Raw genomic sequence first — 15,487 nt, 5'->3', positions numbered from 1 at the left:
CCTCCCCGGGAGCCTGGAGGGACCTTCGACGTCCAGCCGTCCAGATGTGGAGACCTCCCCCCGTGGCTACTTTCCTGTATCGACTGGGCCGCATGGCCTTTCGGCGGCGCTGGTACGTCGCCCTGGTCTGGGCGGCCGTACTGGCCGCCGTCGGGCTCGGCGCCATGAAGGCCCCGGGCGCGGTGGACGAGGAGTTCTCCATGCCGGGGATCGAGTCGCAGAAGGCGTTCGACCTCATGGAGGAGCGGTTCCCCGGCACCACCGCCGACGGCGCGACCGCCCGCGTCGTCTTCGTCGCGCCGGACGGCCAGAAGGTCACCGCCACCGAGAACAAGCAGGCCGTCGAGGCCGCCGTCACCGAACTCGGGGACGGCTCGCAGGTCGCGAGCGCCGTCGACCCCTTCCAGGCCGGCGCGGTCAGCCAGGACGGCACCACGGCGTACACCACCGTCACCTACAAGGTCGGCGCCAACGACCTCACCGACGCCAGCCTGACCCATCTCGAGGACGCGCTGAAGGAGGCCCGGGACTCCGGGCTCACCGTCGAGGCGGGCGGCACCGCCATGGAGGACACCGGAGGGCCGGGCGGGGCGGCCGAGATCATCGGTGTGGCCATCGCCGCCGTGGTCCTGCTCGTCACCTTCGGCTCGCTGGCAGCCGCCGGACTGCCGCTGCTGACCGCCCTCATCGGCGTCGGCGTGAGCATGGCCGCGATCACGGCGCTGTCCAGCGCCCTCGGCCTGTCCACCACCACCGGCACCCTGGCCATGATGCTGGGCCTCGCCGTCGGCATCGACTACGCCCTGTTCGTCGTTTCCCGCTACCGAGAGGAACGCGCCAGGGGACGGGCGCCCCAGGAGGCCGTCGCCCTCGCCACCGGCACCGCCGGATCCGCGGTGGTCTTCGCCGGGCTCACCGTCGTCATCGCGCTCGCCGGTCTGTCGGTCGTCGGCATCCCGATGCTGACCAAGATGGGTCTGGCCGCAGCCGGGGCGGTGGTGATCGCCGTACTGATCGCGCTGACGCTCGTCCCGGCCTTCCTCGGCTTCTGGCCGAACGCGGTGCTGGCCCGCAAGGCCCGCCGCCGCGGCCGTACCGAGGAAGCCGCCAAGGACAACGGCGGCACCCGCTGGGCCCGCTTCGTGCTGCGCCGCCCGCTGCCGGTGCTGCTGCTCGGGGTCGTGGGCCTCGGCGCCCTCGCGATACCGATGACCGACCTCCAGCTCGGGATGCCCGGCGACGAGGCCAAGTCGACGTCGACGACCGAGCGGCGGGCCTACGACGCGCTCGCCGAGGGCTTCGGGCCCGGCTTCAACGGGCCGCTGACCGTCGTCGTCGACGCGCGGGGGAACGACGATCCGAAGGCCGCCGCGGCCGCGGTCTCGAAGGAGATCGGCGCCACGGAGGGCGTGGTGTCGGTGTCGCCCGCCCGCTTCAACGAGGCCGGAGACACGGCCGTCTTCTCCGTCGTACCGGCCACCGCGCCGACCGACGAGAAGACCAAGGACCTGGTCAACACGATCCGCGGGGAGCGTCCGGGGGTCGAGTCGGAGACCGGGGCGACCTTCGAGGTCACCGGCACCACCGCGCTGAACATCGACATCTCCGACAAGGTGCAGTCCGCGCTGGTGCCGTATCTGATCGTCGTGGTCGGGCTCGCGGTCATCCTGCTGCTGGTCGTCTTCCGGTCCGTCCTCGTCCCGCTGAAGGCGGCCCTCGGCTTCCTGCTCTCGGTCCTCGCCTCGCTCGGCGCGGTCGTGGTGGTCTTCCAGCAGGGGCACGGCGCGGAGCTCTTCGGCGTCGAGCAGACCGGCCCGATCATGAGCCTGATGCCGATCTTCCTGGTGGGCATCGTCTTCGGACTCGCGATGGACTACGAGGTCTTCCTGGTCTCGCGGATGCGGGAGGCGTACGTCCACGGCGAGAGCCCCGCCGAGGCCGTGACCTCCGGTTTCCGGCACAGCGCCCGGGTGGTCGTGGCCGCCGCGCTGATCATGATCGCGGTGTTCGCCGGGTTCATCGGCGAGAGCGACTCCATGATCAAGATGATCGGGTTCGGGCTCGCCTCGGCGGTCCTCTTCGACGCCTTCGTCGTCCGTATGGCGATCGTGCCGGCCGTGCTCGCCCTGCTCGGCGACAAGGCCTGGTGGCTGCCGAAGTGGCTGGACCGGATCCTGCCCCGGGTCGACGTCGAGGGCGAGGCGCTCAGCCGCCCGGCCCCGGCCGAGGAGCGGGCGCCCCGACAGAAGGAGGTCGCCCGCGCCTGAGCGGAGGCTTCCCGACGGGCCGCCCGGAGCAACGGGCGGCCCGTCCGTCGGCCACCATGGACAGCGGCACCTGACCGAGAGAGCACCATGAGCAGAAGTCTGGAGCGCCACGCCGACCGCTTCGAGCAGTACGCGGCGCGCTATCCCCGTGCCATCGACGTGGTGATGGTCCTGGCCCTGATCGGGTGCGCGGTCCTCGGTACCCAGCTCAGCATGCCCGGCACCGACCCGCCGGACTCGGGCAAGGCCACCGAGGTCCTGCTCGGCGTGGGCTGTCTGGTCCTGCTGAAGTACCGCACCTACCCGCGCAAGGTCGTCGTGGTGACCGCCGTGGTCACCTCGGCCGCCATCGTGCGCGGCTATCTGCTCACCCCGCTGCTGCTGGCCCCGCTGCTGGCGGCGATGTACTGGCTGGCCGCGCTGTGCGACCGCAGGACGACCCGGGTCTACGGGGCCGTCATCGTGGTCATGCTGGTGACGATGAACGTGGTCATCGACTCCTGGGACGGCCTCTCCCTGGTCCTCAGGGTGATCGGGCCCGTCTTCTGGCTGGCGCTGCCGCTCGCGGCGGGCAACATGGCCCAGTTCCGGCGCGCCTACCTGGAGGCCGTCCAGGCCCGCGCCGAGCACGCCGAGCGCACCCGGGAGGAGGAGGCGCGGCTGCGGGTCACCGAGGAGCGGATGCGCATCGCCCGTGAGCTGCACGACGTCGTCGCCCACCATCTGGCGCTGGCCAACGCCCAGGCCGGCACCGCCGCCCACCTCGCGCGCAGCCACCCCCGGCAGGCGGAGAAGATCCTCACCGACCTCACCGGCACCACCTCCTCCGCGCTGCGCGAGCTGAAGGCCACCCTGGGTCTGCTGCGCCAGGACGACGTCCCGGACCGCGAGAAGCTGGAGCCCGCCCCCGGGCTCGCCCGGCTGCCCGAGCTGATCTCGGCGTGCGGGTCGGCGGGCCTCGACGTCACCGTCCTCACCGAGGGCGTGACCCGGCCGCTGTCGCCCGGGGTGGACCTGACCGCGTACCGGATCGTGCAGGAGGCCCTCACCAACGTCTCCAAGCACGCCACCGGCCACACCGCCCACGTCCGCTTCACCTACGCCGACGCCCGGCTGCTCATCAGCGTCAGCAACGACGGACCGCCCGCGACCGCCCAGGGGACCGGCGGCTTCGGTCTGACGGGGATGCGGGAACGCGCCCACTCCATCGGCGGCGAGCTGTGCGCGGGCCCGCGGCCCGAGGGCGGCTTCGAGGTCACGACCGCGCTGCCGCTCCAGCCGACCGCCGGGGAAGCCCGGGAAGGGGAGTCCTCGTGACCGTCCGGATCCTGCTCGCCGACGACCAGGCGCTGCTGCGGGCCACGTTCCGCATCCTCATCGACTCCTGCGAGGACTTGGAGGTCGTCGGGGAGGCCTCCGACGGCGCCGAGGCGCTGGAACTGGCCCGCGCCCACCGGCCGGACGTCGTGCTGATGGACATCCGGATGCCGGGCACGGACGGCCTCGCGGGCACGTCCGCGATCTGTGCCGATCCCGACCTCGCCGACACCCGGGTGCTGATCCTCACCACCTTCGAGACGGAGGACTACGTCGCCCAGGCGCTGCGGGCCGGGGCGAGCGGCTTCCTCGGCAAGGACGTCACCGCGGACGCCCTGCTGGCCGGCATCCGGACGGTGGCGTCCGGCGACGCGCTGCTCTCGCCGGGCGCGACCCGCACCCTCATCACCCGCTTCCTGACCTCCCCCGCGCCGGGCACCCAGCTGGCTCCCCCGGAGCGCCTGGCCGAACTCACCGGCCGGGAGCGGGAGGTGATGGCACTGGCGGCGGAGGGCCGGTCCAACGCGGAGATCGCCGAGCTGCTCACGGTCAGCCCTTTGACGGTACGGACCCACATCCACCGCGCGATGACGAAGCTGAACGCCCGCGACCGGGCCCAGCTGGTCGTCATCGCGTATCAGTCGGGCCTGGTGCAGGCGGGCCCGCAGGGCTGAGCGGCGGCCGTCCGAGCGGCGTACGGGGGCGAGCGGACGTAGATTCGGAGGCGACCGGCGTATTCCCCCGAACCCATTGGAATCCCAATGGCCGGGATCGGATTCCGCATTGGAAGCCTATGGGTCGGCGGGCGTACGTTCGAGGCCTCGGACCTCCCGAACCCCCTGGAGTTCACACCATGTCGAAGATCCTCTTCGTCCTGACCGGCGCCAACACCTGGACCCTCGCCGACGGCACCCCGCACCCCACCGGCTTCTGGGCCGAGGAGGCCGTCGCCCCCTACGAGCGGTTCACGGCCGAGGGCCACGAGATCGTCGTCGCCACGCCCGGCGGAGTCGTGCCGACCCCCGACAAGGCCAGCCTCTCGCCCGAGTTCGCGGGCGGGCAGGAGGGCGCCGAGCAGATGGCCCGGGCCATCAACGAGATGACCGAGCTGAACCACCCGATCAGCCTGGAGGACGTGAACCTCGACGACTACGCGGCCGTCTTCTACCCCGGCGGCCACGGCCCGATGGAGGACCTGGCCGTCGACGCGACCTCGGGCAGGCTGCTGGTCGACGCGCTCGACTCGGGCAAGCCGCTGGGCGTGGTCTGCCACGGGCCCGCCGCGATGCTCGCCGCCACCCGCGAGGACGGCGGCAACGCCTTCGCCGGGTACCGGATCACCGCCTTCACCAACGCCGAGGAGACCCAGTCCGGCTTCGCCGACCGGGCGAAGTGGCTGCTGGAGACGCGGCTGGTCGAGGCCGGGGCGGACGTCCGGGTGGGCGAGCCGTGGGCGCCGCACGTCGTGGTCGACCGCAACCTCGTGACCGGCCAGAACCCGTCCTCCTCGGCCCCCCTCGCGGCCGAACTCCTGAAGAAGCTGGCCTGAGCGCGCCGCCGGGGACGGCAGCCCAGGACCTCAACCTGATCCGTACGTTCCTCGCGGTCTACCGCTCCGGGTCCTTCACGGCCGCCGCGCAACTGCTGGGCATCTCCCAGCCCACGGTGACCACCCAGGTGAAGGCCCTGGAGCGGCAGTCGGGCCGGGAGCTGTTCGCCCGCCTGCCGAGGGGCGTCACGCCCACGCCGTACGCCCATGACCTGGCCGCGCGGGTCGCCGCCCCGCTGGACGCGCTCCTCGCGGCCACCGGCCATGACCCGGCCGAGCCGGGCCCGCCGGCGCCGGTCCATCTGGCGGGCCCCGCCGAGGTGCTCTGCCTGCGGGTGCTGCCCGCGCTGGCCCCGCTGGTCGCGGAGGGCGTACGGCTGAGGGTCACGCCCGGTCTGACGGACCCGCTGCTGGAGGAACTGCGGGCGGGCCGCCACGACCTGGTGCTGGCCACCACCCGCCCCCGGGGCCGCACCCTCCTGGCGACCCCGCTGCTGGACGAGGAGTTCGTCCTGGTCGCCGGGCGGGAGTGGGCGTCCCGGATCGGCGACCGGGTCACGACGGAGGGGCCCGGGGTCCTGCACACCGTGCCGCTGGTCGCGTACGCCGAGGACCTGCCGATCGTCCGGCGCTACTGGCGGCACGTGTTCGAGCAGCGCCTGAACTGCCGGGCCGCCGTCACCATGCCCGATCTGCGGGGCGTCCTGACGGCGGTGACGGGCGGGGCGGGGTTCTCGGTGCTGCCGCGCTACCTGTGCGAGGCCGAGCTGGCCGCGGGCACCCTCGTCCCGCTGCACGAGCCGGAGGACCCGCCGATCAACACGGCGTACGTGGTCCAGTGGCCGGGAGCCTCGGGGAACCCGGATGTCACCCGGGTGCGGGACCTCTTGCTGCGGCTCGGCCCCACCTGGTGACGCGGCGGGGAGCCGACGACGCCCCCGCCGCGACACGCTCTCGGCCTCGCGAGACGATACGTCTTGCGTTCGTGCGAGACGAGACGTATCGTCTCACTCATGAATCTCACCACCGTCTCTCAGCTCACCGTCACCGACGTCAGCAAGTGCTACGACCGACAACTCGTCCTGGACCGCGTGTCGTTCACGGTCCGGCCCGGTGAGCGGGTGGGAGTCGTCGGGGACAACGGCTCCGGCAAGTCCACGCTGCTGCGGCTGCTCGCGGGCGCCGTGCGGCCGGACAACGGTGACGTCACCGTCGTCGCACCCGGCGGAGTCGGCCACTTGGCGCAGACGCTCGACCTGCCGGACTCCGCCCGCGTCGGGGATGCCATCGACCTGGCGCTCGCGGAACTGCGCTCTCTGGAAGGCCAGTTGCGCAGCGCGGGTGTCGCCCTGGAAAGGGGTGATCCGGTGTCGTACGACCGATACGCCGCGCTGGAAGCAGAGTTCGAGGCGCGTGGCGGGTACGACGCCGACCGCGGGGTCGAGGTCGCCCTGCGTCACCTGGGCGAACCGGCGGGACTGGACCGTTCCCGCCGGCTCGGCACCCTGTCCGGAGGCCGGCGCTCCCGGCTCGCCCTCGCGGCGACCTTGGCCTCCGCGCCGGAGCTGCTCCTGCTGGACGAGCCGACGAACGACCTCGACGACGAGGCCGTGGCCTGGCTGGAGGAGCGGCTGCGCGCCCACCGGGGCACGCTGATCGCCGTCACTCACGACCGGACCTTCCTGGACCGGGTCACCGACACGATCCTGGAGGTCGACGCCGGATCCGTACGCCGCTACGGCGACGGCTACCAGGGCTACCTCACCGCCAAGGCCGCCGAACGCGCCCGCCAGGAGCGGGAGCACGAGCAGTGGCGCGCCGACGTGGCCCGGCAGTCCCGGCTCGCCGACTCCCACATCGGCCGCCTCGACGCGATCCCGCGCAAGGGGCCCTGGGCGTTCAGCGGCGCGGGTGCCTTCCGGGCGCGCTCCCGGGCGCACGGCGCGATGAGCCGGATCCGCAACGCGCGGGAGCGGCTGGAGCGGCTGACCGAGAACCCGGTGCCCGCGCCGCCGGAGCCGCTGCGGTTCGCGGCGGTGATCGAGGGGGCGGCGGACCGGGCGGTGGAGGTGTCGGACCTGTGGGTTCCCGGGCGGCTGGCCCTCGACTCGCTCCATGTCCCGGCGGGTGGGCGTCTGCTGGTGACCGGGCCCAACGGTGTCGGCAAGACCACGTTGTTGCGCGTGCTGGCCGGTGAACTGATGCCGGAACCAGGCGGGTTGGTGCGACGGCCCGTGCGGGTCGGTTTCCTGCGCCAGGTGGCCGCTTTGATGGCGTACGAGGAGGAGGGCCGTTCGCTCGCGGCGGCCTTCGGCGAGGAGCGTGCCGAGGAGCTGCTCGCCCTGGGTCTGTTCCGGGCGGCCGATCTGACCCGCTCGGTCCGCGACCTCTCCACCGGGCAGCGCCGCCGCCTGGAACTGGCCCGTCTGCTCACGGAACCGCACGACGCGCTGCTCCTGGACGAGCCGACGAACCATCTGGCCCCGGCTCTGGTGGAGGAACTCCAGACGGCCCTGACCGCCTACGAAGGGACACTGATCGTCGTGACCCACGACCGCCGCCTGCGCGCGAACTGGACGGGCCGGGTCAGGGAACTCGGCCGCGCTGAGGGTGGTGTCAGTGGCCCCTGACCCTGAGGTGCGACCGGCCTGGGCACGGTTCGGGGCACCGGTGCCTGGAGCCGGACGCCGAACCGGACCTGCCCGCTCTCGTCGCGGCCTTGAGCGGCAGGTACGCCCGTTCGCGCAGTCTGGCCACGAGCGGCCACAGCGACCCGACGCTGACGGAGAACACCGGGACGCCCCTCCTCGTCCCCTTCGCGGACGCCGTCGAGGAGAAGCGTGCCTGGGCCCACGCGGACTGCTGGATCGGCGCCGGAGTGATCAGGGCGGCCGCCGGTGATGTGCGGCATGTGGTCGTGGCCGCCGAGCGGGCGGTACGAAAGCCCGAGCAGCCGGCGCCGGACCTGCCGGGCTGACAGGGACGCTGTCTACCCTGCCGGGGTGACTGACATCCCCGTGGAGACCGCCGCCCGCGCCATGCCCCGGGCCACCGTCGGTGCCGTGGCGCGCCGGCTCGCCGCCGCCCTGTCGTCCGGCCCGGTGTGCTGCGGGCCCCTCGACGCGGAGATCACCGACGTGGTCATCGCCGAGCCCGGCGAGCCGCTCGACGGGGCGGCCGGTGCCCTGGTGCTCGCGGTCGGGGCCCGCGGGGCGGAGGCGGCGGCGATGGTGACGGCGGCCGGGGCGGCGGGCGCGGTGGCCGTGGCGCTCCGGATCGCCGACGAGGAACTGCCGGAGGCCGTACGGGCGGCGGCGGAACACACCGGGGTCACGGCCCTCGGCCTGCCGAACTCCCTGCGCTGGAACCGAGCGGAGACGGAGATCCGAGCGACCCTGACGGCATCCACGGCCACCCTTGCCTCGGCCCCGGCCACGTCTGGGCCGCCGGACGGCACATCAGCGCCGGGTGGGGCTGTGGCGTCGTCCGGTGGGGCTTCGGTGCGGGGTGGGGCTGTGGCGTCGTCCGACGGTGCTTCCGGGCGGGGAGTGGCCGTGGCTTCGTCCGACGGTGCTTCGGTGCCGGATGCGGTCGTGCCGCCGGCCGAGGGGGCTTGTGTGTCGGGCGCCGCTCTCGCGCCGGCCGAGGGGGCTTGTGTGTCGGGCGCCGCTCTCGCGCCGGCCGAGGGGGCTTGTGTGTCGGGCGCCGCTCTCGCGCCGGCCGAGGGGGCTTGTGTGTCGGGCGCCGCTCTCGTGCCGGCCGAGGGGGCTTCTGTGCCGGGCGCCGCTCCCGTGCCGGTCGGCGGGGCCTTCGTTTCGGGCGCTGCTGTTCCGCCGCCTCGGGAGGAACTCGGCCTGTCCGGTGAGGGCTTCGGGGGCGGGCGGGACTTGTTCTCGCTTGCTCAGACCGTGGCGACGCTCACGCAGGGCGTGGTCAGTGTCGAGGACGGGGGTCACCGGGTCGTGGCGTACGCCGGGTCCGGGGACGAGGCCGATGAGCTGCGCCGGCGGTCCATCCTCGGGCGCAGTTGCCCGGAGCCCTATCTGGCGTTGCTGCGGCGGCTCGGGGTCTATGAGCGGGTCCGGGCCGGGGACGAGGTCGTGACGGTCGCCGAGCAGCCGGACATGGGCGCGCGGCGACGCCTGGTGATCGGGATCAACGCCGGACGGCGACCGCTCGGCACCATCTGGGTGCAGGAGGGCGACCGCCCGCTCGCCGAGCGGGCGCCGGAACTGCTGCGCGGCGCCGCCCGGATCGCCGCGACCCAACTCGTGGACCACTACTTCCAGGGCGACGCCGGGGCCCGGCTCGCCTCCCGGGAGGAGCTCAGCCACGCCCTGCTGACCGGCCGCTTCGAGGCCGCCGCCCTCGCCGCCCACCTGGGCATCGACCCGGCGGCCGGGGCGGACGTCGTCGCCGTGGACCTGCGCGAGCGGGACGCCGGCGCCGCCACCGCCGTACGGTCGGACGCCCGGCGCGCCGAGGCCGCGGGGGTCATGTCCGTGCATGCCGCCGCCCACCGCGACAACGCCCTCGTCGTCCATGCCTGCGGCCAGCTCTACGCCGTCCTGCCGACCCCGGCCGACGAAGCGCACCTGGTGCGCTGGGCCGAGGAGCTGGTGACCACCCTGCGCCGGCTGACCGGGACGCCGGTCCAGGCGGTCGTCGCCGGACGCGCCGAACGGCTCTCCGACATCCCGTCCGTCAAGCTGCGCGGCCATCGCGCGCTGCAACTGCTCAGCCGTACCCCCGAGACGACCGTGGGCACCCACGCCCGGCTCGCCCCCGCCCTCCTCGTCCGGGACACCCTGGACCTGCTCGACCAGGCGCCGCGGCTGCGCTTCCCGGCGGTCGCCGCCCTCGCCGACCGCGACCGCGGCCAGGGCACCGAGCTGGCCCGGTCGCTGCTGCTGTACCTCGACGGCTTCGGGGACGTCGGGGCCGTGGCCAAGCGGCTCAACGTGCACCCCAACACCCTGCGTTACCGCATCCGCAGGGCGGTCGCGCTGACCGGCCTCGACCTCGACGACCCCGAGCACCGGCTGGCGGCCGTGCTCCAGCTCCGCCTGGACCTCAGGGAGCAGGACCCGACGGCCTTCCCGGGGGCGTGAGCACGCGAGGGGCGGCGCCGAGTCTGTCGTAGCGGACACAACGCGCGCCCGAGAGCTGTCCGGGCGGACAAGGAGCGGGACACAGCCGTCGGCTTACGTTCACACCCTGTTCGCGTTCTGCGACGGCGTCCTTGTCCCTCACCGCTCCTTCCGGAGGCCAGCCATGCCTTCAGCCGCACCCCCCGGCCCCGCCCAGTCGGGCACCGTCCCCGCCGTGCCCCCGCCCGGCCTGCGCCGGATCGCCACGGCCAGCTTCATCGGCACGGCCATCGAGTTCTACGACTACTACATCTACGGAACCGCCGCCGCCCTCGTCCTCAACGACGCCTTCTTCCCGGAACTCTCCGAGACGGCGGGCACGTTGGCGACCCTGTCCACCTTCGCCGTCGGATTCGCCGCCCGCCCGCTGGGCGCCGCGATCTTCGGCCACTACGGCGACCGCGTGGGCCGCAAGGCGGTCCTGGTCGTCTCCCTGCTGATGATGGGCCTGTCCACCGGCCTGATCGGTCTCCTGCCCGGCTACGACACCCTCGGCGTCGCCGCCCCGGTCCTGCTGGTGCTGCTGCGGCTGGTCCAGGGCCTCGGCCTCGGCGGCGAGTGGGGCGGCGCCGCGCTGCTCGCGGTCGAACACGCGCCGAAGGGGAAACGCGGCCTGTACGCGGCGGCGCCCCAGATGGGCTCTCCCGTCGGCTACTTCGCCGCCACCCTCACCTTCCTGCTGATGTCCTCGGTCCTCGACGACGACGCCTTCGAGAGCTGGGGCTGGCGGATCCCGTTCCTGATCTCGTTCGTCCTGGTCGCCGTGGGCCTGGTCATCCGCCTCAAGATCGCCGAGACGCCCGCCTTCGCGAAGGTCACCGCCGGGCGGGAGACCGCCAAGGCGCCGTTGGCGGAGGCGTTCCGCAAGCACCCCAGGGAGATGCTGCTCGGGGCCGGGATGATCACGGTCGTGTACGTGATGTTCTACACGGCGGCCACCTACTGCATGACGTACACGACGGACGACCTGGGCATCCCCAAGAACGACATGCTCCTGCTGACACTCGTCGCGGTGACCGTGCTGGGCGTGTCCACGTACGCCGTCGCGCGCTGGTCCGACCGGCTGGGCAGGCGCCGGCTCATCATCGGCGGCGCGGCCTTCGGCGTCGTGTGGGGCGCGGTGCTGTTCCCGCTGCTCGACACCGGCAACTACGTCCTCGTCGCCGTGGCGCTGAGCGGCGCCCTGCTGTGCATGGGCATCATCTACGGCCCAGCGGGCGCCTACATGCCCGAGCTGTTCGGCACCCGGATGCGCTACTCCGGCGCCGGGTTCTCGTACAACCTCGGCGGTGTCCTCGGCGGCGCCGCCGCCCCGCTCGTGGTCACGGCGCTGGCGGAGAACTACAGCGCCTCCGTGGGCGGCTGGTTCATGAGCGGGATGGCGCTGCTGTCCCTGCTGTGCGCGCTGGCCCTGCCCGAGACGAAGGACCGGGACCTCGACACCATCTGAGCGCGCTTGGTCCTCCCGTCCTCTTGGTCTCCCGGTCAGGTGCCGCACCGCCTGCCCGGGAGGACCATGGGACGAGGAGGTACCCATGCCCGAGCTGCCTGATGTGGAGGGGTTCCGGAGGGTGCTCGAGGAGTGCGCGAAGGGCAGGGTCGTCCGGCGGGTCGAGGTGCGGGACGCGGGCGTCCTGCACGGGACGAGCGCGCGGGGGCTGCGGGAGGCGCTTCAGGGGCGTCGGTGCACCGCGGCGGAACGGCACGGGAAGTGGCTGCTCGCCCGCACCGGCGGTCCCACCGTGCTGCTGCACTTCGGCATGACCGGGCGACTGCTGTGCTCTCACCCCGACGACGAGGTCGCCCCGCACGACCGGGTCCTGTTCACGCTGTCCCGCGACCGTCAGCTGCGCTACCGCGACCAGCGCAAGCTCCAGGGCCTGTGGCTGGCGCACGACGAGTCGGAGGTCGCGGGGCTCCTGGAGGGCCAGGGGCCCGACGCGCTGACCGTCGGCCGGGGGGAGTTCGACAGCGCGCTCGCCGCCCGGCGCGGCAGCGTCAAGACCGCCCTCACCGACCAGTCCGTCCTGGCCGGACTCGGCAACCTGCTGGCCGACGAGATCCTCTGGCGCTCGGGACTGCGCCCCACCAGCCCCACGAGCGCCCTCACCGAGGCCGACCGCCGCCGCCTGTACACGCAGATGCGCCGCACCCTGCGCTCCGCGGTCCCCACCGGCCGCGTCCCGCCCCGCGACTCCTGGCTCACCGGCCACCGCGACGACCCCGCCCCCACCTGCCCCCGCTGCGGCACCGCCCTGAACCGGACCCGGGTCGCGGGACGCGGGACGGTGTGGTGCCCGCGGTGCCAGGAGGGCTGACCGCGACGGGGAGGGCGGTGAGGGATGGCGCGGCTATCCGGCCGCCCCCCGAAGATGCGCGATGCCGGTGTCGATCGCCGCCTTGAGGTGGGTCGAGTCACCCGTGGACATCATGATGGCCACGCCTCCCTGGACCCCGGCCAGCAGCGCGGCGGCGGTACGGTCCACGTCCAGGTCCGCCGACACCAGACCCTTGCGCCGCAGGGCCCGCATGCCATGGGCGAGCTGCTCCTGCCACTGCCGCATCAGCTCCGTCACGATCGCCCGGGCGCCGGGCCGCGACCGTCCGACCTGAAGGAACAGCGACCCCAACGGACAGTGGTCACCGAGCCGTTCATAGCGCTCCACGACCACGTCCCGCCATTCCTGCCAGGCCTCCCAGGAGTCCAGCCGCCCGAGCTGCGGCTGCTGGTCCTCCAGCACCCGGTCCGCCTCGAACTGCGCCACGGCCAGCAGGAGTTCGTCCTTGCCGCCGGGGAAGTAGTGGAACAGCTGGCTCTTGCTCGTGCCGGTCCGGCCACGGATGTCGTCGAGCGTGGCGAAGGCGACGCCGTGCTCGCGCAACACCTCAGCGGCGCCCTCGACGATCCGGGCGCGAGTGGCACGCCCCTTGGCGGTCAGCGCGTCTGCCATCATGCCCTCCTTTTCTGGACTTGCCGGTCCATTTTCTCCGCAGCACCCTGGTCGGCACCACCACCGGAAGGGGAGACGACGTCATGAGTGAACGACTGCGGAGCAAGACGGCGCTGATCACGGGCTCGACCAGCAACATCGGTCAGGCGATCGCGGAACTGTTCGCCGCCGAGGGCGCGCACGTGATCGTGTCCGGCCGCAACCAGGAGAGGGGCGCGCGGGTCGTCGAAGGTATCCGCGCTGCGGGCGGTCGCGCCGACTTCCTCGCGGCGGATCTGGACGGCAGCCCCGACGCCTCCCAGGAGCTGGCGGCCCGGGCCCGTGAGACCTTGGGCGGCCGGATCGACATCCTGGTCAACAACGCCGGGATCTACCCGGGCGCCGGGACCGCCGCCACCGACGAGAAGACCTTCGACGAGGTCTACGGCGTGAACGTCAAGGCGCCGTTCTTCCTCACCGCCGCGGTCGCACCGGCGATGACGGAGGCCGGCGGCGGAGTGATCATCAACCTCGGCTCCTGGATCGCCCGCCTGGGCGTCCCCGTCGGCGCGCTCTACAGCTCCACCAAGGGAGCCATGGAGACCCTCACCCGAGCCTGGGCCGCCGAATTCGGCCCCCTGGGCGTCCGTGTGAACGCCGTTTCCCCGGGTGTGATCCTTCCTCCCTCCCCGGAGGGCAGCGAGCCCCACCCGGGCGAGGTGATGATGAAGGGCACCCCGGCGGGCCGGGTCGGCACCCCGGACGCCATCGCCCAGGCCGCCCTCTGGCTGGCCACCGACGAGGCGTCCTTCGTCCACGGCACGGTCGTCGACGTCGACGGGGGGAGGACGGGGGTGGCGGTGATCGCGGGATGAGCCCGGGTGCCCGCGCGGACGCCCGTCACCGCAGCGCGCTCAGCTTCCGCCACTCCTCCCACGAGAGGTTCCACGCGCCGAAGCCGTTCCCCGGGGCGACCACGCCCTTGGTGTCCTTGCCGGTGATCTCGAAGGGGTCACCGGGGCGGACCTGGGCGTAGAACCAGGACGCGTCCGCCGTGCTCATGCCTATGCAGCCTGAGCTCTGGTTCGCGTTGCCGAACCAGCGGGCGTTCCAGGGCGCGGCGTGGGCGTACATGCCCGACCAGGTGAGCCGCATCGAGTAGTCGACCATCTTGTCGTAGGCGTCGCCGAGGCCCACCGTCTCGGAGTTCATGTTGATCGTGCCCTCCTTGGCCATGAGCACCGCGGTTCCGCGCCAGGAGCGCTTGTCGCCGCCCGGGGTGCCGCCGGAGACCGGGATGCGGCGGACGGTCTCGCCGTCGCGTTCGAGGGTGAGCCGGTGGCTGTCCAGGTCGACCTTGACGATCTGCCGGGCGCCGATCGTGAACGTGGTCGTGTAGTCGCGTACGAACCAGCCGCCGTCCGCGCCCGAGTCGGTGCCGTTCAGCTCGGCCTTCAGCGTGACCTCGGTGCCGGGCTTCCAGTACTCCTTGGGCCGCCAGTCCACCCGGTCCCGGCCCGACCAGTCGCGGATCCAGCCCCAGGAGCCCTCGGTGCCGTTGGAGGTGGTCAGCCTGAGCTGCTTCTCCACCTCGGCCTTGTTCTCGACGGGGTGGTCGAAGACCAGGGAGATCGGCTGGGCGACGCCGACGGTGCTGCCGTCGCCCGGACGCCAGTCCACCTTGTTGACCTTGTCCGCAGGGGCCGTGGTGAAGGCGGACTTCGTCGTCCTGGCAGGTCCGCCGCCCGTCGCCCGGGCCGCCGCCGTCACCTCGTACTCCGCGCCGGGGACGGCCTTGCGGGTGGAGGTCCATGACGTGCCGTCGGCGGCCCTCCGGCCGGGCAGCCGGTGGCCCTCGGCGTCGGTGACCGTCACCGAGGTGAGTGTGCCGCCGGCGGCCTCGACCCGCACTGGCCGGCCCGCCGGGATCCCTTCTCCCTCGGGCGTGACGGTGACGGTCACCTCGCCCTTCGGCGCCGCTTTGTCGTCCGGGGCACCCGTGGAGCCACTGGAGCCGCCGGAGGAGCAGGCGGTGAGCGGGGCCAGCAGGGCGGCCAGCACGTAGCCGTAGGTGCGGACACGAATGCGCGACAACGGGACCTCCGGGAGGGGCGAAAAGGGGCGATGTCGTGACTGTAGAGCCGGAAAACCCGAGGTCAGCCGCTGTGGAGCTACGTGACGGCGTCTGGTGCGGAATGGTCATGGTCCGGTCACATTCGCCGGACGGCGCCGTCATGGACCGCTGTGAGCCTCCTTCGTGTCCCCGCCACAGGG

13 protein-coding genes are annotated in these 15,487 nt (G+C 73.0%); 11 read left to right on the top strand and 2 right to left on the bottom strand.

Features of this window, described 5'->3' with window-relative positions:
* Positions 1–62 precede the first annotated feature (62 nt).
* The 10 genes from AC068Z_RS10465 (at position 63) to AC068Z_RS10420 (ending at position 12,601) form a co-directional block, all read left to right on the top strand.
* A complete protein-coding gene (locus tag AC068Z_RS10465) occupies positions 63–2,267 on the top strand; it encodes an MMPL family transporter (protein WP_478554226.1) in 2,205 nt (734 codons plus the stop codon).
* An 87-nt stretch (positions 2,268–2,354) separates the two neighbouring features.
* A complete protein-coding gene (locus AC068Z_RS10460) occupies positions 2,355–3,584 on the top strand; it encodes a sensor histidine kinase (protein ID WP_478554225.1) in 1,230 nt (409 codons plus the stop codon).
* On the top strand, positions 3,581–4,258 hold the full coding sequence (locus AC068Z_RS10455) for a response regulator transcription factor (protein WP_478554224.1): 678 nt from the start codon (positions 3,581–3,583) through the stop codon (positions 4,256–4,258). The genes AC068Z_RS10460 and AC068Z_RS10455 overlap by 4 nt, the downstream gene beginning before the upstream one ends.
* A 179-nt stretch (positions 4,259–4,437) precedes the next feature.
* Positions 4,438–5,133 carry a type 1 glutamine amidotransferase domain-containing protein gene (locus AC068Z_RS10450; protein ID WP_478554223.1) on the top strand — a complete coding sequence of 232 codons (696 nt, stop codon included), beginning with the start codon at positions 4,438–4,440 and terminating at the stop codon, positions 5,131–5,133.
* Positions 5,130–6,047 carry a LysR family transcriptional regulator gene (locus tag AC068Z_RS10445; RefSeq protein WP_478554537.1) on the top strand — a complete coding sequence of 306 codons (918 nt, stop codon included), beginning with the start codon at positions 5,130–5,132 and terminating at the stop codon, positions 6,045–6,047. Before AC068Z_RS10450 ends, AC068Z_RS10445 begins: the two co-directional genes overlap by 4 nt.
* A gap of 99 nt (positions 6,048–6,146) precedes the next feature.
* Positions 6,147–7,763, top strand: coding sequence for a ribosomal protection-like ABC-F family protein (abc-f, locus tag AC068Z_RS10440; protein WP_478554222.1), 1,617 nt, complete (start codon positions 6,147–6,149; stop codon positions 7,761–7,763).
* 89 nt (positions 7,764–7,852) lie between these two features.
* Positions 7,853–8,110, top strand: coding sequence for a hypothetical protein (locus AC068Z_RS10435; protein ID WP_478554221.1), 258 nt, complete (start codon positions 7,853–7,855; stop codon positions 8,108–8,110).
* A gap of 25 nt (positions 8,111–8,135) precedes the next feature.
* Entirely contained in the window at positions 8,136–10,244 is a 2,109-nt protein-coding gene (locus tag AC068Z_RS10430) for a PucR family transcriptional regulator (RefSeq protein WP_478554220.1), read from the top strand.
* Positions 10,245–10,407: 163 nt separating this feature from the next.
* On the top strand, positions 10,408–11,733 hold the full coding sequence (locus tag AC068Z_RS10425) for an MFS transporter (RefSeq protein WP_478554219.1): 1,326 nt from the start codon (positions 10,408–10,410) through the stop codon (positions 11,731–11,733).
* Positions 11,734–11,818: 85 nt separating this feature from the next.
* Positions 11,819–12,601: an Fpg/Nei family DNA glycosylase gene (locus AC068Z_RS10420; protein ID WP_478554218.1), complete on the top strand. Its 783-nt coding sequence runs from the start codon at positions 11,819–11,821 to the stop codon at positions 12,599–12,601.
* A 33-nt stretch (positions 12,602–12,634) separates the two neighbouring features.
* Here the strand turns inward: AC068Z_RS10420 and AC068Z_RS10415 are convergent, their stop codons facing one another.
* Positions 12,635–13,234 carry a TetR/AcrR family transcriptional regulator gene (locus AC068Z_RS10415; protein WP_478554217.1) on the bottom strand — a complete coding sequence of 200 codons (600 nt, stop codon included), beginning with the start codon at positions 13,232–13,234 and terminating at the stop codon, positions 12,635–12,637.
* Positions 13,235–13,317: 83 nt separating this feature from the next.
* Here AC068Z_RS10415 and AC068Z_RS10410 point away from each other — a divergent pair, with 83 nt between their 5' ends.
* Complete coding sequence (locus tag AC068Z_RS10410; RefSeq protein WP_478554216.1) at positions 13,318–14,088, top strand: SDR family NAD(P)-dependent oxidoreductase; 771 nt, start codon at positions 13,318–13,320, stop codon at positions 14,086–14,088.
* Positions 14,089–14,113: 25 nt separating this feature from the next.
* On the opposite strand, the gene AC068Z_RS10405 is transcribed toward AC068Z_RS10410, so the two are convergent.
* Entirely contained in the window at positions 14,114–15,307 is a 1,194-nt protein-coding gene (locus AC068Z_RS10405) for a L,D-transpeptidase (RefSeq protein ID WP_478554215.1), read from the bottom strand.
* Between the last annotated feature and the right edge of the window lie 180 nt (positions 15,308–15,487).

This window comes from Streptomyces sp. NPDC043726 (genome assembly GCF_056436565.1).
Note: the sequence above shows the minus strand (reverse complement) of the source record. Positions and strands in the feature narration are given on the sequence as shown.